Below are 17489 nucleotides of genomic sequence, written 5' to 3'. Positions count from 1 at the left end.
CCCTAATATTTTATAATTGAATCCAAACATTTGTTCTTGTTTCTGCTTTCAGTATACAGTGCGAACAAATGTTTGTCAATGGATTTTTCGAACATATTTTCTAAACATTTGTTTGCTTTTTTTTTATGCGTATGGTAAACTACAACATATAAATAATAAAAATCAGGGTGTTTTCCGCCTTTTGACAGATAAAATCTAAGCAGAACTATCGGAGGTATATAGTTATGACACAAGGGAAAATCAGCAAAAAGCAGATGGAAATTCTAGAATATATTAAAGAACAGATACTGACAAGGGGATATCCGCCTGCGGTGCGCGAGATTTGTGAAGCAGTAAATTTGAAATCTACTTCTTCTGTGCACTCACATCTGGAAACATTGGAGAAAAACGGGTACATCCGCAGAGACCCGACAAAGCCGAGAGCCATTGAGATCATTGATGATTCTTTTAACCTTACGAGAAGAGAGATGGCAAATGTTCCGATGATCGGACGTGTTGCTGCAGGAGAACCGTTGCTTGCTCAGGAAAATATCGAGAATTATTTTCCTATTCCGGTAGAGTTCATGCCAAATAATGATGCATTTCTTTTGACTGTCAAAGGAGAAAGTATGGTGAATGCCGGTATTTTCGACGGGGATTATGTTTTGGTCGAAAAACAAAACACAGCTGAAAATGGAGATATGGTAGTTGCATTGGTCGGTGATGGAGCTACAGTAAAAACCTTTTATAGAGAAGAAGGCGTATTCCGTCTCCAGCCGGAAAACGATTTTATGGATCCGATTATCGTGGAACAGGTGGAAATTTTAGGTAAAGTGATCGGTGTGTTCCGATTTTTCCATTAAAATGATTTGGCGCACATCAAAAGGACCTTGGCCGGTAAATGTCAAGGTCCTTTTGGTCAATCTTCTATATTTCTTTTATAAAACTTTTGGTACACATCTACAAAGAAATTGGAGTTTCCGCGTTTGTAGTAGCGGATGATCAATCCTGTCAAAAGCGCTCCGGCCAAAGTAGCACACATCACATCTGTAATGGTATCATGTACCCCCTGTGTATAGTGATTGATACAGTCGTCATGAAAAAAGATCAGCATAGCATATTCAAAAAATTCCCAGAATTCGGCGATCGCAATATTGACTGCATTGATAAAAATAAGAAAAATAGTGAAATCATTCTGTTTTGGAAAACCATTGCTCTTTTTGATACTCATATAGCAGATAACAGCAGCTGTGGTGATGAGCCATCCACTCGTAAAATGTAAGATTTTGTCAAATCCTGGCAAGTTATATCCGTTTAAAGTACTCCCCCATACACTGGCAAAATAGGTAAACACAGTGGAAATAATATAGATTTCATATACAGCTTTCCACTTGAAAATGCTGAAAATGCAAGGGACAATGAGCGGAGTGATGCAGGCTACAAGGATCATTTTTAAATTGCGCCCTCCATTTCCTGTGATATTGACATAGAAACTGTACAGCAACGTCAATATGTACACAGCAGCACAAATAAAAAGAGCTATTTTTAATCTTTTTTCCTTCATGATTGTCTCTCCCCCTATCAGATAATTTTATAAGATATATTTAAAGGATATCTCCAAATTCTTATTTTTTGGCGTATCAGAAGATGAAATTTTCTTAAAATTGTAAAGGGAAATACCTCGTTTTCCCTGGCATTTCCCCTTTTGATTATTTTAAATTCAATTTTGCAAATGCATCTGCGAAAGCGGAATTGATCGGTTTCTCAGCCTCTTTTTTTTGCTGATTTAAGTAACGTTGGACTTCCCGTTTGTTTACTCCAGCACCTTCTTTTTTTCGTCGTTCCTGGAATGCGGACAATTTTTCTTTGTAACCACAAGTATTGCAAATGAATGTATCCTCTTTTCCTTTTACATACAATTCCAGTTTCCGGTGACATTTCGGGCATCTTGCATTTGTTGTTCTGGAAATTGTCTCTCTGTGTCCACATGCACGATCCTGACAGACGAGCAATTTGGAATTTTTTCCATTCACTGCCAGCATTCGTTTCCCGCAGACTGGACATTTTGTGTTAGTGAGATTGTCATGGCGGAATGTTCCATCTCCGGTTTTGATCTCAGAAACGATTTCCTCCGTATAATTTCGGATATCCCGCAAGAATCCCTCTTTTTTCATTTTTCCCTGAGCGATTTTGGAAAGTTTCATTTCCCAGTCCGCCGTCAGTTCCGGTTTTTTTAGGTCTTCCGGCACAAGCTCTAAAAGCTGTTTTGCCTTGGATGTGATCAGTATATCATTTCCTTTCTTTTCCATTAAAAATGTATGGAAAAGTTTATCAATGATATCAGCTCTTGTGGCCACTGTGCCAAGTCCGCCTGTCTCTCCAAGTGTTTTGATAGCCTTTGCATCCCTGCTTTCCATGTATTTTACCGGATTTTCCATAGCAGAAAGAAGGGTGGCTTCGTTAAAGTGAGCCGGGGGTTTTGTCTTGCCTTTTGTCATCTCCATCTTCACTACTTCGAGAGATGTATGTTCTTTCAGTGGAGGGAGAGATTGGTCTTTCAGTGGAGTTTCCCCGTTTTCTTCTTCGGAATCGTCATCCGTATAAGTTTCATAGGCATCTTTCCATCCGGAGGATTTAACGATCTTTCCCTTTGCAGTAAAGCATTCGCCGTTTAATTCGGCCTCAACAGTAGTCTGTTCATATTCAAAGGCAGGATAAAAAACAGCACAAAATCTCCGGATCACGAGGTCATAAATTTTTCTTTCATCGTTTGTCATGTGATCCAGCTGTACAAACTGCTCTGTAGGGATGATTGCATGGTGGTCGCTGACCTTTTTATCATCCACAAAGGATTTGTTCCCTTTCAGTGGACGCATGGACAAAGAGCCCGCCATCTTACGATAAGGTCCTACTGCACAAGCTTTCAGCCTCTCCGAAACCGTGGGCATGATGTCTGTACCGATATAGCGGGAATCGGTTCTTGGGTAGGTGAGCACTTTATGATTTTCATAAAGTCTCTGCATGATGTTGAGCGTCTCTTTTGCGGACAAACCAAATTTTTTATTGGCGTCTCTTTGGAGTTCCGTCAAATCATAAAGTCCTGGCGCAGGCTGCTTTTTAAGTTTCCGGTCCACTTTGACAACCGTTAGTTTTCCCCTTTTGCAGGACGAAAGAATGGAGTCCATCCGCTCCTTTTGGAAAGAACGAAGACTCCCGCTTTTTTTATCCTTCCATGTAAAACGCACTCCTCCTGCAAGGAGGGAAATCCCATAATATTCTTCTGGTTTAAAAGCGCGGATTTCTTCTTCTCTTTTTGCGATCATGGCAAGTGTAGGTGTCTGTACACGCCCGCAGGATAGCTGGGCATTGTACTTGCAGGTCAAGGCTCTTGTAGCATTGATGCCCACGAGCCAGTCAGCTTCCGCTCTTGCCCACGCCGCTGCATAGAGAGGAAGATAATCGGATCCATCTTTTAAGTTGGCAAATCCATCCCTGATCGCCTTGTCTGTGACAGAGGAAATCCAAAGACGTTTTACTTTCTTTTTGCATCCCGCTTTTTCTAAAATCCACCTGGCGACAAGCTCCCCTTCTCTTCCGGCATCCGTAGCAATGATGATTTCTCCGATATCATTTCTAAAGAGCTGGCTTTTCACAACTTGATATTGTTTTGCCGTTTGTTTGATGACAACCAGTTTCATATCTTTTGGCATCATAGGAAGCTGCTCTAAGTTCCATTCCTTGTATTGTTTGCTGTATTCTTCCGGATCCGCAAGTGTGACCAGATGTCCAAGAGCCCAGGTCACTACATATTTCCCTCCTTCCAGTACCTGTCTGTTGCTTTTTTTACATCCAAGTACACGGGCAATATCTCTGCCCACAGAAGGTTTTTCTGCTATTACCAATGATTTCATTGTCATTCTCCTGTATCTGTCTATAAATCTTTGAGATCGATTGTTTTTCCGTCACTCCAGATTCGCTCCAGATCATAGAACAGACGGTTTTCTTTGTCAAATACATGGACAATGATATCCGTATAATCCAAAAGAACCCAGTTTGCAACGCCGTATCCTTCTGTTTGTTTTACCTCATAGCCGGCTTTTAAAAGTTCTTCTTCCACATTGTCGACCAATGCTTTGACCTGATTTGCGTTGGAGCCGTTTGCAATGACAAAATAGTCTGCAACTACAGACACGCCGGAAATATCAATGATTCGGATATCTTCTCCTTTTTTATCTTCCAGCGCGCGGCATGCGATCTTTGCCATTTCTTTTGATTTTTCTAATCCTTGCATAGCTGCTCTCCTTTCCTGGTTTTCATATATTGTTTGTAATAATCATACGTTGTTTCTGTCATAGAATCAACAGGAGCTTTTTTGCTCTGCAGATATTTCATCGTATCTTTTAAAATACGGAAGAGGCATGCGTCCAGATCCACAAAAGCAAGTGCGCGCACATCCGAAAGATTTGGCGCTTCGTCCCGGTATGGTTCCATAAAATCTGCAATGTAAATGATTTTATCCAGCAATGTCATTTCAGGGCAACCGGTAGTGTGCACTTCGATGGCATGCAGGATTTCTTTGTCCTGGATGCCATACTCACTCTCTGCAAGATAAGCCCCCAACTTTGCGTGCAGAAGGCCTGGATTGGCCAGTTCTACATCACTGATGGAAATCCCTTGTTTTTCGCAAAGAGAGATTTTTTCTTTGTTTGGAATACATTTTGCACAGTCATGGAGAAGTCCTGCCTTCATGGCAGCTTCCACATCACAATCATAACGCATGGCAAGGGAAGCGGCCGTATACATAACTCCAAGAGTGTGAACGTATCGGTGGCTGTTCAGTTTTTTCTCCAATTGCTTTTTCACGTGTTCCAGATATTCTTTATCCATGTGTATTTATCCTCTTCTCATATAAGTGATGTGTTTGAATGTAGTTCATCACAGCTGCGGGAACCATATCTGCTGCATTTTCTCCGGATTTTAATTCACGACGTATTTCACTGGAAGCAGCCGGGACAACCGGAGCCTTCAAAAGACGGATATCGCCGTGATATTTCTGATTCAGATAATCCATTTGCTGTCTCATACTTTTGGTATCTATATCATCCCTGCAGGCGGCAAGGATTGTACAGATTGGGAGCAGTCGTTCCGGATATTTCCAATCTTCCATATCAAAAAGGGAATCCGCTCCAATAATGAAATAAAACTGATGCTGCGGAAACTTTTTGCGAAAATTTTCCATAGTTGCATAAGAATAATAGATGTGGTTTTCATCTGCTTCGTATAAACAAAGCTCATACCGTTCATCTCCAGTGAGCGCTGCTTTTACCATATCTACTCTCTGTTTGATATTCGTTTCCATCTCATCGTTTTCCTTATGCGGAGGGTTGCCGTTTGGAAGAAACCAGATTTTATCCAGTTTAAATTCCCGGTAAGCACAGTCCGCAAGTATCAGATGTCCATTGTGAATGGGATTAAAGGTTCCTCCCATAATACCTATCTTCATGATTCACCGCCTGCTATTTTTATGGTAATACGATTTTCTTTTTCTCATCTTTTCCTTCTTTGTACAATACAATTTTTTTGCCAATAACTTGTACAACCAAAGAGTGTGTGCGCTCTGCAAGCGTCTGTGCCATCTCTTTTGGATTGTCCGGACAGTTTTGCAGCACATTGATTTTGATCAATTCACGCGCTTCAAGCGCCTCCCCGATGGCAGATACAATCTCCGGGGTGACTGCCGATTTTCCAATCTGGAAAATCGGATCCATCGTCATGGCAAGTCCTTTTAAATAAGCTCTCTGTTTGGATGTAATCTTCATCTTAAACTCCTTTATTTATAATAGTCAAACTGCAGGCCATACATACGCACAGTATCGCCCTCCTGGATGCCTTTTTCTTCCAATTGCTGTAAAATTCCAGTATCTTTTAAGAAACGCTGGAAGAACTGGAAACCTTTTTCCGAATCCAAGTTTGTATAGCCGAGCATTTTTTCAATCTTCGGTCCTTCCACCACATAGACGCCGTCTTCCACTTCAACCGTGTACGGAAGATTTTCAGTGATGATTTCATCTTCCGGGAAGTATTCCTGTTCAAAAATGATTGGCGCATCGTCCAGAGTCTTGAGTTTTTCGTTGACGTAGTACAAAAGTTCTTTTACCCCTTCCCCGGACACCCCGGAAATGGCAAATACTTTGTATCCCTGCGGCTCAAATTCTTTTCTGATCTTTTCTACCGGGTCTTCATCCCCTGCATAGATCAGATCAATTTTGTTTGCTGCAATGACCTGTGGACGTTTTGCCAGATCTTCATTGTAAGCCTTTAATTCAGAGTTGATTTTATAGATATCCTCAATAGGATCTCTTCCCTCGGAACCTGCGGCATCCACTACGTGGATCATCATCTTCGTTCTTTCCACATGGCGCAGAAACTCATGGCCAAGGCCAATGCCCTCGGAGGCTCCTTCGATGAGCCCTGGAATATCCGCGAGCACAAACCCCTCTCCGCCACCAAGATCCACAACCCCAAGATTTGGATTGATAGTTGTAAAGTGGTAGTTTGCGATTTTAGGCTGTGCATTAGTCACGCGGGAAAGAAAGGTGGATTTTCCTACATTTGGAAATCCCAAAAGTCCTACATCTGCGATCACTTTCAACTCTAAAGTTACCCAGAGTTCTTTTGCAGGCTGTCCAGGCTGTGCGTATTTTGGAACCTGCATCGTGGAGGTGGCAAAATGCATGTTTCCAAGTCCGCCCTTACCACCTTTTAATATGATCTGCCGTTTATTGTCACCGGACATATCAGCGATGACTTTTCCGGATTCTGCTTCTTTGATGATCGTTCCCTCCGGAACTTTCAAGATCAAATCCTGGGCATCTTTTCCGTGACAGCGTTTCTTTCCGCCCTGTTCTCCGTCCTTTGCAGCAAATTTACGTTTATGACGGAAGTCATAGAGGGTGTTTAAACCTTTGTCCACTTCGAAAATGATATCTCCGCCGCGTCCGCCGTCTCCGCCGTCCGGACCGCCGTTTGGCACATAGAGCTCCCGCCTGAAACTGACATGCCCGTCTCCGCCCTTACCGGAACGGATGAATATTTTTGCTCTGTCTGCAAACATAAATATGATACCTCATTACTTTCTTATAATTACAAAACAAGCTCCAAACCAAGAAGATTTGAAGCCTGCATTTACATCACTATTATTCTGCTGGATAGATAGAAACCTGTTTTTTATCTCTACCCTTTCTCTCGAATCTGACAACACCGTCAACTAATGCAAACAATGTGTCATCTCCGCCACGTCCTACGTTTAAGCCTGGATGAATCTTTGTTCCACGCTGTCTGTAAAGAATGTTTCCAGCTTTTACAAACTGTCCGTCAGCTCTTTTCGCACCCAATCTTTTGGATTCGGAATCACGACCGTTCTTTGTAGAACCAACTCCCTTTTTATGAGCGAAAAATTGAAGGTTTAATTTCATCATGGTTTTACACCTCCTCGAATATTAAGTCAATATACGCTGAATAGGATTCTTCCTCTTCCAAATTCTGAAGACCAAGTACCATTGCCTTGAAGAGAAGTTCACTCTCCTTTGTAGGAGTTCCTGTAATCCTGTAATCAATCCTTCCTTCCTCATCATTTGAGGTAAGAGAAGATTTTACATCGGTAAACTCCTCGATCGCATTGATCGTGTTGATCGTCAGAATTGAGATGGCTGCACACACGACATCCTCTCCGCTTTCGGCGTATCCGGCGTGTCCGCACGCTGTAAATCCAACGTATTCATTATTTTCATTTTTGTAAACGGATACCTTTACCATAATTCCTTACCTGGATTATGCGTTGATTTTTTCAATCTTAACAGCTGTATACTGCTGTCTGTGACCATTTTTCTTATGGTATCCAGTTTTTCTTTTATACTTGTAAACGATGACTTTTTTACCTTTTTTATCACCGATTACAGATGCTGTTACAGTAGCGCCCTCTACAGTAGGGTTTCCAACTTTGAAATCATCTCCGCTTACTGCAAGAACCTGGTCAAATGTATAAGTCTCTCCAGCCTCTACCCCAAGTTTTTCTACTTTGATGATATCGCCTTCCGCTACTTTGTACTGTTTACCACCTGTTGCTATAATTGCGTACATATGGCACCTCCTATTATCATTACTCGCCAACTTCGGTGTCCTCAAAGGAACTTATAACCCCGTTGTGCGGCATCTATAAAAGAATAACATTCTGTCATAGGACTGTCAAGCAATTTATTAAAAATTTGTAAAAGAAATGCTTAAAGGTGTAATAGTTTGGCAGCGTTTTCATGCCCAATGGCGCTCTTTTCCTGTTCGGTAAGCGGCAAAGAGCGGAAATATTCTGCATCCAGTTTCTGGCTGCTCCACGGAGAATCTGTTGCAAAGAGCACCTTGTCTGTTCCATGGTTTCTTATTATGCGCAGAAACTGTTTCTGATCAATCTTTCTTAAGATAACGGCGGTATCCAGATACACAGGAGCTCCGATCAGGATTTTCTCCACCTCATCCGCCATGTCGTTGCCTCCAAGATGCGCGAGCACCAATTTTGTAGGACGGACATCCTCAATAATATCCAAAGCCATGGCCGGTGTACAGTGCACATGATCCGGGCAGAGCGGATCCACACCTGCATGTGTCACTACAATGAGGTCAAGGGAGGAAGCACAGGCAATGATGCGTTTGTAGCGGATATCGTTGAAATCCACTCCCTGGTAGTCCGGATGGAGTTTGATCCCCGCGAAACCGCAGCTTTTGATAAATTTTAATTTCTCATCAATATCCGTGCAGTCCGGATGGATTCCGCCAAAGGAGATCTGTTCCCCTTGAAGAAACCGGGCCGCAAAGCGGTTGATGGAATCAAATTGTTTTGGAGCTGTCACAACCGGAAGGATGACGCTTACATCAATCCTGGCCTCCTTTTGTGAGCGGGCCAGTCCATCAATCATCCCGTTTGTATCCGCCTTGGTTTTACATGTTTTTTCCAGAGAGGCAATGGCGGACGCCGCAATTTTTTCTGGAAAAATGTGTGTATGAAAATCAATCATTGTGAAATTCCTCCCTTAAAAGTCCATATACACATGTATTTTGATAACTTCCGTTTTTGTAGATATTTTCCCGCAATGTTCCTTCCAGTTCAAACCCATTTCTTTCCAGTACACACCGGGAAGGAATGTTGTTTTCAAACACATTTGCAACGATGCGGTGGATGTTCCATTTATCAAATGCCTCCTTACAGATTTTCGGAACAGCCTCACTCATGATACCTAGATCCCAGTAATCTTCAGACAGAAAATATCCTATCTCTGCCTCCATGCAGTTGATATCACTTTTCCGTTCAAGCGAAATACTTCCAACCACCTCTGAATCCACTACGATTGCACGGAACATGTTTTCCTCTTCATTGCTGCCCATACAAAGGGCAATGTACATGTGGGCATCCCCTTCGGTATATGGGTGCGGAAAAATGTTTCGCAGATTTGCGGCAATATTCATATTATTTGCATGAAAGGCCAGGGAAGGGGCATCCGCCTCCTCCCATGGCCTTAGTTCCAATGTTGTATAGGTCTTTACTTTTTCTCTCCAAAACATAGGCTACTCCTTTCCACATTCCGCAAAGCATCCTTTTGCCTTCTCATAGCAGTAGCTTATGATGTCCCTTCTGGTGATGATTCCGATGAAATTTCCCCTGTCATCGATGACAGGGACAAAGTTCTGTTCCATGGCGCGAACGATCAAATCTTCCATGTCAGCGTCCGCCCGAACAGGCTTATAATCTGCTTTTCTGCTAAAAGTCAGAACCGGGATATCCTCAGACTCTTTTAGATTTAAATTGCGGCGGTTTTTGATTCCCCACAAAAGATCACCCTCTGTGATACTTCCGACATATCCTCCGGCGCGGCTGATGATCGGGATGGAGGAATAACGATGGTATTCCATTGTCTCGAGAGCCTGTCTGACAGAGTAGTCATCATAGATAAAAGCTACGTCGTTTTTTGGTTTCAGAAAAAATAAAATGTTCATATCGTCCCTCTTTTTTTCTATAATTCTGTCATCACAAAAATATCATAGATTGCCTTGATCGCAGGTTTGAAGTCATCTGTTCTCACACCAATGATGATATTGAGCTCACTGGAGCCCTGGTCGATCATCTTGATGTTGATGTTTGCGTGCGCAAGTGCGGAAAAGATTCTTCCAGCAGTTCCTCTTGTCGACTTCATGCCTCTTCCCACAACCGCGATCAAAGCCAAATCTGTCTCAAGCTCTATCACATCCGGGCTCACTGCGCGGTGGAGTTCTGCAAGCACTCTCTGCTCTTTTTCTTCCAGTTGCTTTTGTTCCACAAAAACAGTCATAGTGTCGATACCGGACGGGATGTGTTCAAAAGAAATACCATTGTGTTCAAATACTTCCAGTACTTTTCTGCCAAAACCGATTTCATTGTTCATCATCGCTTTTTCCAGATATACAGATGCAAATCCACAGTGTCCTGCGATTCCAGTAATCGTATATTTTGCCTTTCTGCATGTGCTCTCCACGATCAGGGTTCCTTTATCCTGCGGAGCATTGGTGTTGCGGATGTTGATCGGAATACCTTCTTTTCTTACCGGGAAAATGGCGTCCTCGTGAAGGACAGTGGCTCCCATGTAGGAAAGCTCGCGAAGTTCACGATATGTAATGACGTCGATCGGTTTTGGATTTTCTACAATACGAGGATCTGTGATCAAAAATCCGGATACATCTGTCCAGTTTTCATACAAGTCCGCGCTCACAGCTCTTGCAACGAGGGAACCTGTAATGTCGGACCCGCCTCTTGAGAACGTTTTTACTTTTCCGTCTGCACCGCATCCATAGAAACCAGGGATGACTGCTTTCTCCTCCTTGGCAAGTCTTTCTTTTAAGCATTCATTAGTTTTATCCGAGTCAAGAGTTCCATCCTCTTTAAAGAAGATAACTTTGGCAGCATCAATAAAGACAAATCCAAGGTAATTCGCCATGATGATGCCGTTTAAGTATTCTCCCCTTGAAGCCGCATAATCTGCTCCTGCTTTGTCTGCAAACAGTTTGTGGATAGTGTCAAATTCCTGATCAAGAGAAAGAGAAAGGCCAAGCCCTTCGATGATCTCCATGTATCGTTTTTTGATATCATCCAGCTGTTTGTCAAAGTTTTTTCCTTGAACAGCTGTCTCATAGCACTGATAAAGCATATCTGTGACTTTGATGTCCGTGGAAAAACGTTTTCCAGGTGCAGACGGAATCACGTATCTTCTGGACTCCTCTTCACGAATGATTTTTCCTACTTTTTTGAACTGCTCTGCGCTGGCAAGTGAGCTCCCGCCAAATTTCACAACTTTTAACATCTTATTCCTCCTGATATTTATCTTAAGATTTCTTCTACAATATTTGGAGTAAACACAACCCCCTCCATACCCAGTTCCACGGCTGCCTTTACATTTTCTTCTCTGTCGTCATAGAAGATGGCATTGCTTGGTTCTATATTATAGCGTTCCAACAATATTTTGTAAATGCCAACTTCCGGTTTCATACATTTTTCAGAATAGGAAAAAACTCCGCCGTCAAAGGTTTCAATGAAAGAAAGCTCCTCTTTTGATTTCCGATAGAGGTACTCGGAATAGTTCGATAAAAAGTAGATACGAAAGCCTTTTTCACGAAATTTTTGTATCAACTTATCTGTGTAATCGAAACGGTGGATCGTGCCTTCCAGATTTGCATATACTTCGCGGATCTCCTTTTCATGGGAAGGAGCGTTTTTTATGAAAGCCAGGAGCCATGACTCTTCGTCGTAGACACCAAGGTCTCCATCTTCCCAAGTCCTGTTCAAAAACATGGCGTCCGCGATGATTTTTTTTGTTTCCCCGGAATATGGAAATTGATCCAGATACTTTTTCCAGTCATAGGCGACAAGGACATTTCCCAAATCAAAAATTACCGTATTTTTCATGGCATAGACCTCCTTATTCGTGAATGACATCTGCAAATGTTGCATTTGCGGCTGCTTTTAGATCCAAAGGGCTTAGTTTCAGCTGCATGCCCGGTTTCCCGGCGCTGACATATAGATAGTCAAGCATTTCGGCCTGGCACTGAATGAATGTTGGAAACTGTTTTTTCATTCCTATCGAAGTGCATCCTCCGCGTACATAGCCGGTCACCTTTGTAAGGTCTTTTAAATGCAGCATTTCCACAGATTTTTCGCCGGCAGCCTTTGCAGCTTTTTTAAAGTCGATTTCTGTTTCAATGGGGATGACGAACACATAGTGATTATTGGATTTTCCCACTGTCACCAGTGTTTTGTAAACCCTTTCGTGAGGCAGGCCCAAAAGGTCGGCCACATGGATGCCGTCTGTGAATTCTTCGCATTCGTAGGTAGAATATTCATATGGTATGTGCATCCGCTCCAAAATGCGCATGGCGTTTGTCTTTACTTCTTTTTTTCCCATAAAGCTCCCTCCATGATTTCATGTATCGGTTTCCTGGTCTTCTTTCTTGTGATCTCAGCAAGCCCTACACCTGTGAAATCAATAAATTCAGTCAAAACGGAATCTTTTTTCAATTCTCTTTTCAACACCTTTTCCAGCTCCTGCCATTGCTCTTCTTTTTTCATGTTGATGAAATCCACTACAATGATACCCGAAAGGTTTCGCAGGCGGATCTGTCTTGCGATTTCCCTTGCAGCCTCCGTATTGATCTTTAGGAAATTTTCTTCATCCTGCTTTTTCAGTATGCATTTCCCGGTGTTGACATCAATGACAGTCAATGCTTCTGTTGGCTGGATGACAAGATAAGCACCGGAGTTTAACCATACTTTTTCTTTCAAAATGCGTGCAAGCTCAGCCTCCACATTGTAAAGCTTGTGAAGCGGGAGAAGTTTGTCCTCATATTTTGTGAGAAGAGGTCTTCCTCCCAACGGATAACCTTCCAAATAGACGGCAGTTTCCCGAAAAAGAGTTTCGTCCTCGATTACAATTTCCAAAAGGCCGTCCTGCCGCATATTCTGGATGTCTTGGAGATAGGGCGGCAGGGCTTTTTTCAGACAAGAAAAACAGATTCTGGTAGCCGCTTTTTTTACAAGAGATTCATACTCCGATTTCAGGGCAGTAAACTCCAAAAATATTTCCTCTTTTGTAGCGCTCATGGCATTGGTGCGAACAATGCATCCAAAAGGAGCATTTGTTATCTCCTCTCCAAGCCATTCCCTAAACTGACTCTTTTCCTCTTTTGGTATTTTTCCGGAAATACCAAGTTTCTGGTCAGACGTTGTAAGGACCAAATATTTTCCGGTCAAATTAATATCCGAGGTGACGGATGGGACTTTGGTTTTGACTGCATCTTTTGATACCTGTACGAGTAATTCATCTCCTACGCAGAGTGGTTTTTTCCCGATTTTATTTGTAAAAAACGGTTGTTTTTTTTCATTGATGGAGTAATAACATTCTAATCCCTTATTAATTTCTATAAAAGCAGCCTGGATATTCGGAACAATTTTTTTGACCTTTCCAATATAGATATTTCCAAGAAGATTTTCTGTCTCCTCCTTCTGGCAGTGAAGATCTTCAATCACGCCATTTTCCACGAGGAGAGAAAAAATAAAACCGTTCAGCCGGATGATTATAAGTTTTTTCATCATGTTACCCTTCTATCACTTTCCCAAGTGCATTCAGCGGCACAAGCGCCCCGTCTTCTGCCCTTGCGTAATTGTCAAGTCTGTGGAGCACAAACCGAAACTCCTTAGAGGAAAGGCCGAGAAATGACGTGTACGTTTCCATGACAAGCTCTGGCTTTAAGTTGGAAACGCTTCCTGCAGACACTCTCATATACATAGCATTTCCTTGACGTTTCATCTCATAAATAAGAGGACGGATGTCCATCTCCTTTTCACTTCGTTTTGTCTTTTTCATGACATTTATTTTTTCCTGTTCTGTAAACCGGGAAAGCCCGTCAAAAAATGCATCATCCATTTTTCCGTCTTTGTCAGTCACAAGATAATCCGCAGCAGCCACAATGGACATACCGGTACTTTTTTTATCGCCGGAAATCTCCACAAAATCCAAGACTTCCATGCCCTCGACCATCACTTCATTCAGACGTTTCACTGCCTCTTTTGTAGAAAGAGGGCGTGTGATCTCAAGGTCAAAATATTCTCCGTCACTGGTAAGACCAACGCCAAGGGGATTTGCAAAGGACATGACCATGTGAGGGCTGAATCCTTTTGTAAACGCCACCGGGATATCCGCTCTTCTGAGCGCCTTCTGAAAATACCGCATCACATCCAGGTGCCCGATGAATTTCATTACGCCATATTTTTTAAATTTCACCCTTACTTTCAATGCAGACACCTCCTTTGTATTTTGCTACGCCGCATCCGGAACACTGCATCCGGCAGTTCGGAGTCACTTCTCCTGAAAGTGCGCGCATCCATTCTCTTTTCAAAAATTCTTTTGTCACACCAATATCAATGAAATCCCACGGCAATATCTCATCCAGATCGCGTTCTCTTTTGTTGTAGAAGGCAATGTCCGTTCCCGTATTTTCAAAAGCCTGCATCCACAGATCATTTTGGAATGTCTCACTCCAGGAATCATAAAGGCATCCGAGACGGTATGCTTCCAAAAGGACATTTGATACACGGCGGTCACCTCTTGCAAACACACCTTCCAGCACGGTCACATCCGCTTCATGCCAGTTGTATCGAAGACTTTTCTGATTAAGCTGCGCGCGCATCTCTTCATTTACAATATGGGCTTTTGCAATGTATTCTTCCTGGTCACACATCGTTGCCCATTGAAATGGAGTAAATGGTTTTGGAATGAAAAAGGATGTGCTGGCAGTTACTTGACATTTTCCATTCCTCTGATCCTTTGGTATCTCATAGTAGCGCCTTGCCACCTTGTCTGCAAGTCTTGCAATGTCCCGCATATCCTCTTCGGTCTCTCCTGGAAGTCCCAGCATAAAGTACAGCTTGACTTTATTCCATCCTCCTTCAAAAGCCTGTCCCGCACCGTTTAGGATCATCTCCTCTGTAAGGCCTTTGTTGATGACATCGCGCATTCTCTGGGAGCCGGCCTCAGGCGCAAAAGTCAAACTGCTCTTTCGTACATCCTGGACCTTGCTCATCACATCCAGGGAAAATGCATCGATACGCAGAGACGGAAGGGAAATGTTGATTCCCTTTTCTTTGAACTCTTCAATTAAAAATGTAACTAATTCTTTTAAGTTTGTATAATCGCTGGAGCTTAAAGAGCTTAAGGAAATCTCTTCATGACCTGTATTTTTCAGCATCTGGTATGCGTACTGTTTGAGTGTCTTAAGATTTTTTTCCCTTGTCGGGCGATAGAGCATTCCTGCCTGACAGAAACGGCAGCCGCGGATGCAGCCCCTCATGATCTCAAGAACAACTCTGTCCTGTGTCACTTTGATGAACGGCACCACCGGCTTTAACGGGTAAGAGGCATCTGTGATATCCAAAACCATCTGCTTTTGAATTTTTTCTTTTGCGTTTGGATGGTTTGGCTTAAACGAATCAATGGTTCCGTCTTCTTTATATGTGACATCGTAAAGCATGGGAATATACAATCCTTCAATCCTTGCCGCACGTTCGAGAAATTCTCTTCTGCTCCAATCGGAATGCTTGTATTCCTTGTAAAGGTCCAAAAGCTCGTTGTAGACTGTCTCCCCTTCTCCAATATAAAAGATATCAAAAAAATCGGCCAAAGGTTCCGGATTGTACGTACAAGGTCCCCCTCCGATCACGATCGGGTGGGCTTTTGTGCGGTCCTTTGCATACAGTGGAATCTGACTCAAATCCAGCACCTGGAGAATGTTGGTGTAGCACATTTCGTATTGGATTGTGATTCCAAGAAAATCAAACTCTTTTATCGGATCCTGAGACTCCAGTGCAAAAAGAGGAATGTTTTGCTCTCTCATAATTTTGTCCAGGTCGATCCAAGGGGAATACACCCTCTCACACCAGACATCCTCTCTTTTGTTGAACATATCATAGAGAATCTGAATGCCAAGATGGGACATTCCGATTTCATAGACATCAGGGAAGCACATAGCGAAACGGATATCCACCGTTTCCTTGTCTTTCATCACCGAGTTTACCTCATTCCCGATGTACCGGGCTGGTTTCTCGATTTTTAGTAATATTTCATCATCTAAAGCTAGTTTTCTCATGTATCTCCTTTCATTTCTGCATAATATATACAAAAGTAAAGATGTTATATTTGTAATTAAATAGATATAGATATAATCCGACATATTATATACCTTATATGAAAGAACTTCAAGCGAAAACTAGAGTTACTCTTGAGGTTATCGAAGGATGTAAAATCATTGATGGGATGTCAGCGGTAAAAAGGTTTTAAAAATAGAAATATCATATCAGACGCAAAAAGCCCATACAAAACATATATTTTGTATGAGCTAAATATTTTTACCCTTTTTTAATTGGCTGCCGGATAACTGTTTTTAAGTTTTCCGGCTTACACTTGCGCACATCACTTAGATAAATCTCATGGTGATATCTTTGATCGGAAAATTCCAGCTCATAGCCTTGTTCCTTGGCATACCGCTCCATCTCCCGGACAGTCTTGGGCTCATTGTCATAGGGACCGATGTGCATACACTGGATGCATAACCCTTCATGATAAGTAAAAAATTCCACTTTTGAAAAATCTGTCTGCTTTTTCACACTTGCTTCTTGAATTGCCCAATCAAACACCTCCCTGGTGACGAACTCCGGCAAACGGATGAGAGAAATCCACTGGAACTTCTCCTTATGTGCGTAATCAACACCTTGCACGCCATCCTCCCACCAGAATCCTTCCAGAGGCGGAACCACATAATCAAAGTATCCTTCTATTTTGTGCCTGCCCATCTTACTCATTTTGATAGTGTAGGCGATACTGTACAGCAGTCCGATCGCTGCCTTATAGTTTCCTTCCTCTTCATTCGGATCGCCCATGCCCCTCACTGCCAGGAAGTTCATCTCCGGAATTTCCACAATCTGCGGTTTCCTGGGCGGAAGATAAAATTCCTTATACTCTTTTTTATAATCAAACGCTGCCATCCTTTTTCCTTCCTCTCTTTGGTTTCTCCAGTTCATTTAGTTTCCCGACAAAATCATCAAAAGAATCCTCTTCAAAATACAGTTCCGCATCTCTCCCGCAAAAAGAAACGTCATTTTTTCCCGCCTGAATAAAGCGAAGCCAGCTTTCTTTTGTCTGCAGACAGACGCCGCCTGTCAGCGTTACATTCGCACCAAAATCCATAATCACACGAAGCCCCAGCACCTCCCGGTAAAAAGCTTTGGACACTTCCATATCTGTCACTACCAGCAACGGGTTTTTAAATTTCATCGGCTATTCCTCCTCGTATAATAAGTTTGTAAGCATAAAACAGCTTACAGACTTATTCTTTTTTGATTAGACAGAAGGATAATTCTAAACATCCTTTCAGAAGAGGCTTCTTCC

Annotated in this window: 22 protein-coding genes; 1 reads left to right on the top strand and 21 read right to left on the bottom strand. The window is 42.4% G+C overall.

From position 1 onward, the window contains the following. Positions 1 to 224: 224 nt before the first annotated feature. On the top strand, positions 225 to 842 hold the full coding sequence (gene lexA / locus B5F18_RS01285; protein WP_087155860.1) for a transcriptional repressor LexA: 618 nt from the start codon (positions 225 to 227) through the stop codon (positions 840 to 842). Positions 843 to 898: 56 nt separating this feature from the next. Here the strand turns inward: lexA and B5F18_RS01280 are convergent, their stop codons facing one another. From B5F18_RS01280 to B5F18_RS01180, 21 genes are all read right to left on the bottom strand, one after another. Further along, positions 899 to 1543, bottom strand: coding sequence for a DUF2238 domain-containing protein (locus tag B5F18_RS01280; RefSeq protein WP_087155859.1), 645 nt, complete (start codon positions 1541 to 1543; stop codon positions 899 to 901). A gap of 145 nt (positions 1544 to 1688) precedes the next feature. Then, positions 1689 to 3890, bottom strand: coding sequence for a DNA topoisomerase III (locus B5F18_RS01275; RefSeq protein WP_087155858.1), 2202 nt, complete (start codon positions 3888 to 3890; stop codon positions 1689 to 1691). Positions 3891 to 3910: 20 nt separating this feature from the next. Next, positions 3911 to 4270, bottom strand: coding sequence for a ribosome silencing factor (gene rsfS, locus B5F18_RS01270; protein ID WP_087155857.1), 360 nt, complete (start codon positions 4268 to 4270; stop codon positions 3911 to 3913). Further along, positions 4258 to 4866 (bottom strand): bis(5'-nucleosyl)-tetraphosphatase (symmetrical) YqeK, encoded by a 609-nt coding sequence (yqeK, locus tag B5F18_RS01265; RefSeq protein WP_087155856.1) that lies wholly within the window; start codon positions 4864 to 4866, stop codon positions 4258 to 4260. The genes rsfS and yqeK overlap by 13 nt, the downstream gene beginning before the upstream one ends. Next, positions 4859 to 5482 carry a nicotinate-nucleotide adenylyltransferase gene (nadD, locus tag B5F18_RS01260; protein WP_087155855.1) on the bottom strand — a complete coding sequence of 208 codons (624 nt, stop codon included), beginning with the start codon at positions 5480 to 5482 and terminating at the stop codon, positions 4859 to 4861. Before nadD ends, yqeK begins: the two co-directional genes overlap by 8 nt. Positions 5483 to 5501: 19 nt before the next feature. Continuing rightward, complete coding sequence (yhbY, locus tag B5F18_RS01255; RefSeq protein ID WP_087156073.1) at positions 5502 to 5792, bottom strand: ribosome assembly RNA-binding protein YhbY; 291 nt, start codon at positions 5790 to 5792, stop codon at positions 5502 to 5504. A gap of 17 nt (positions 5793 to 5809) precedes the next feature. Further along, entirely contained in the window at positions 5810 to 7093 is a 1284-nt protein-coding gene (obgE, locus tag B5F18_RS01250) for a GTPase ObgE (RefSeq protein ID WP_087155854.1), read from the bottom strand. A gap of 82 nt (positions 7094 to 7175) precedes the next feature. Beyond that, positions 7176 to 7457, bottom strand: coding sequence for a 50S ribosomal protein L27 (gene rpmA / locus B5F18_RS01245; protein WP_087155853.1), 282 nt, complete (start codon positions 7455 to 7457; stop codon positions 7176 to 7178). 4 nt (positions 7458 to 7461) lie between these two features. Next, a complete protein-coding gene (locus B5F18_RS01240; RefSeq protein ID WP_087155852.1) occupies positions 7462 to 7794 on the bottom strand; it encodes a ribosomal-processing cysteine protease Prp in 333 nt (110 codons plus the stop codon). A 15-nt stretch (positions 7795 to 7809) separates the two neighbouring features. After that, a complete protein-coding gene (rplU, locus tag B5F18_RS01235) occupies positions 7810 to 8118 on the bottom strand; it encodes a 50S ribosomal protein L21 (RefSeq protein WP_087155851.1) in 309 nt (102 codons plus the stop codon). Between the two features lie 140 nt (positions 8119 to 8258). Beyond that, positions 8259 to 9044, bottom strand: a complete 786-nt coding sequence (locus B5F18_RS01230; RefSeq protein ID WP_087155850.1) for an amidohydrolase family protein — start codon at positions 9042 to 9044, stop codon at positions 8259 to 8261. Beyond that, positions 9037 to 9588, bottom strand: coding sequence for a GNAT family N-acetyltransferase (locus B5F18_RS01225; protein ID WP_087155849.1), 552 nt, complete (start codon positions 9586 to 9588; stop codon positions 9037 to 9039). Before B5F18_RS01225 ends, B5F18_RS01230 begins: the two co-directional genes overlap by 8 nt. 3 nt (positions 9589 to 9591) lie before the next feature. Continuing rightward, positions 9592 to 10020 carry a CBS domain-containing protein gene (locus B5F18_RS01220; protein WP_087155848.1) on the bottom strand — a complete coding sequence of 143 codons (429 nt, stop codon included), beginning with the start codon at positions 10018 to 10020 and terminating at the stop codon, positions 9592 to 9594. Positions 10021 to 10037: 17 nt separating this feature from the next. Further along, entirely contained in the window at positions 10038 to 11357 is a 1320-nt protein-coding gene (locus B5F18_RS01215) for an aspartate kinase (protein ID WP_087155847.1), read from the bottom strand. A 17-nt stretch (positions 11358 to 11374) separates the two neighbouring features. Further along, positions 11375 to 11959 (bottom strand): HAD family hydrolase, encoded by a 585-nt coding sequence (locus B5F18_RS01210; protein ID WP_087155846.1) that lies wholly within the window; start codon positions 11957 to 11959, stop codon positions 11375 to 11377. A 13-nt stretch (positions 11960 to 11972) separates the two neighbouring features. Next, positions 11973 to 12455, bottom strand: coding sequence for a Cys-tRNA(Pro) deacylase (gene ybaK, locus B5F18_RS01205; protein ID WP_087155845.1), 483 nt, complete (start codon positions 12453 to 12455; stop codon positions 11973 to 11975). Continuing rightward, positions 12437 to 13639 carry a ribonuclease E/G gene (locus B5F18_RS01200; protein WP_242955772.1) on the bottom strand — a complete coding sequence of 401 codons (1203 nt, stop codon included), beginning with the start codon at positions 13637 to 13639 and terminating at the stop codon, positions 12437 to 12439. The genes ybaK and B5F18_RS01200 overlap by 19 nt, the downstream gene beginning before the upstream one ends. A gap of 4 nt (positions 13640 to 13643) precedes the next feature. Further along, a complete protein-coding gene (locus B5F18_RS01195; protein ID WP_087155843.1) occupies positions 13644 to 14342 on the bottom strand; it encodes a TIGR03936 family radical SAM-associated protein in 699 nt (232 codons plus the stop codon). Then, a complete protein-coding gene (locus B5F18_RS01190; RefSeq protein ID WP_087155842.1) occupies positions 14320 to 16191 on the bottom strand; it encodes a TIGR03960 family B12-binding radical SAM protein in 1872 nt (623 codons plus the stop codon). The genes B5F18_RS01195 and B5F18_RS01190 overlap by 23 nt, the downstream gene beginning before the upstream one ends. 259 nt (positions 16192 to 16450) lie before the next feature. Further along, complete coding sequence (locus B5F18_RS01185; protein WP_087155841.1) at positions 16451 to 17086, bottom strand: GyrI-like domain-containing protein; 636 nt, start codon at positions 17084 to 17086, stop codon at positions 16451 to 16453. Then, positions 17073 to 17375 carry a VOC family protein gene (locus B5F18_RS01180; RefSeq protein WP_087155840.1) on the bottom strand — a complete coding sequence of 101 codons (303 nt, stop codon included), beginning with the start codon at positions 17373 to 17375 and terminating at the stop codon, positions 17073 to 17075. The genes B5F18_RS01185 and B5F18_RS01180 overlap by 14 nt, the downstream gene beginning before the upstream one ends. Positions 17376 to 17489: the final 114 nt, after the last annotated feature.

The sequence above is a fragment of the Lachnoclostridium sp. An181 genome, assembly GCF_002160325.1.
Lineage (GTDB): Bacteria > Bacillota > Clostridia > Lachnospirales > Lachnospiraceae > An181.
The sequence above is the reverse complement of the archived record's forward strand: the minus strand, read 5'-3'. Positions and strand labels throughout refer to the sequence as shown.

Excerpts from the sequence above, each read along its gene's own strand:
- lexA (WP_087155860.1), top strand. The coding sequence starts at position 225 with ATGACACAAGGGAAAATCAGCAAAAAGCAGATGGAAATTCTAGAATAT.
- B5F18_RS01280 (WP_087155859.1), bottom strand. The coding sequence starts at position 1,543 with ATGAAGGAAAAAAGATTAAAAATAGCTCTTTTTATTTGTGCTGCTGTG.
- B5F18_RS01275 (WP_087155858.1), bottom strand. The coding sequence starts at position 3,890 with ATGAAATCATTGGTAATAGCAGAAAAACCTTCTGTGGGCAGAGATATT.
- rsfS (WP_087155857.1), bottom strand. The coding sequence starts at position 4,270 with ATGCAAGGATTAGAAAAATCAAAAGAAATGGCAAAGATCGCATGCCGC.
- yqeK (WP_087155856.1), bottom strand. The coding sequence starts at position 4,866 with ATGGATAAAGAATATCTGGAACACGTGAAAAAGCAATTGGAGAAAAAA.
- nadD (WP_087155855.1), bottom strand. The coding sequence starts at position 5,482 with ATGAAGATAGGTATTATGGGAGGAACCTTTAATCCCATTCACAATGGA.
- obgE (WP_087155854.1), bottom strand. The coding sequence starts at position 7,093 with ATGTTTGCAGACAGAGCAAAAATATTCATCCGTTCCGGTAAGGGCGGA.
- rpmA (WP_087155853.1), bottom strand. The coding sequence starts at position 7,457 with ATGATGAAATTAAACCTTCAATTTTTCGCTCATAAAAAGGGAGTTGGT.
- B5F18_RS01240 (WP_087155852.1), bottom strand. The coding sequence starts at position 7,794 with ATGGTAAAGGTATCCGTTTACAAAAATGAAAATAATGAATACGTTGGA.
- rplU (WP_087155851.1), bottom strand. The coding sequence starts at position 8,118 with ATGTACGCAATTATAGCAACAGGTGGTAAACAGTACAAAGTAGCGGAA.
- B5F18_RS01230 (WP_087155850.1), bottom strand. The coding sequence starts at position 9,044 with ATGATTGATTTTCATACACACATTTTTCCAGAAAAAATTGCGGCGTCC.
- B5F18_RS01225 (WP_087155849.1), bottom strand. The coding sequence starts at position 9,588 with ATGTTTTGGAGAGAAAAAGTAAAGACCTATACAACATTGGAACTAAGG.
- B5F18_RS01220 (WP_087155848.1), bottom strand. The coding sequence starts at position 10,020 with ATGAACATTTTATTTTTTCTGAAACCAAAAAACGACGTAGCTTTTATC.
- B5F18_RS01215 (WP_087155847.1), bottom strand. The coding sequence starts at position 11,357 with ATGTTAAAAGTTGTGAAATTTGGCGGGAGCTCACTTGCCAGCGCAGAG.
- B5F18_RS01210 (WP_087155846.1), bottom strand. The coding sequence starts at position 11,959 with ATGAAAAATACGGTAATTTTTGATTTGGGAAATGTCCTTGTCGCCTAT.
- ybaK (WP_087155845.1), bottom strand. The coding sequence starts at position 12,455 with ATGGGAAAAAAAGAAGTAAAGACAAACGCCATGCGCATTTTGGAGCGG.
- B5F18_RS01200 (WP_242955772.1), bottom strand. The coding sequence starts at position 13,639 with ATGAAAAAACTTATAATCATCCGGCTGAACGGTTTTATTTTTTCTCTC.
- B5F18_RS01190 (WP_087155842.1), bottom strand. The coding sequence starts at position 16,191 with ATGAGAAAACTAGCTTTAGATGATGAAATATTACTAAAAATCGAGAAA.
- B5F18_RS01185 (WP_087155841.1), bottom strand. The coding sequence starts at position 17,086 with ATGGCAGCGTTTGATTATAAAAAAGAGTATAAGGAATTTTATCTTCCG.
- B5F18_RS01180 (WP_087155840.1), bottom strand. The coding sequence starts at position 17,375 with ATGAAATTTAAAAACCCGTTGCTGGTAGTGACAGATATGGAAGTGTCC.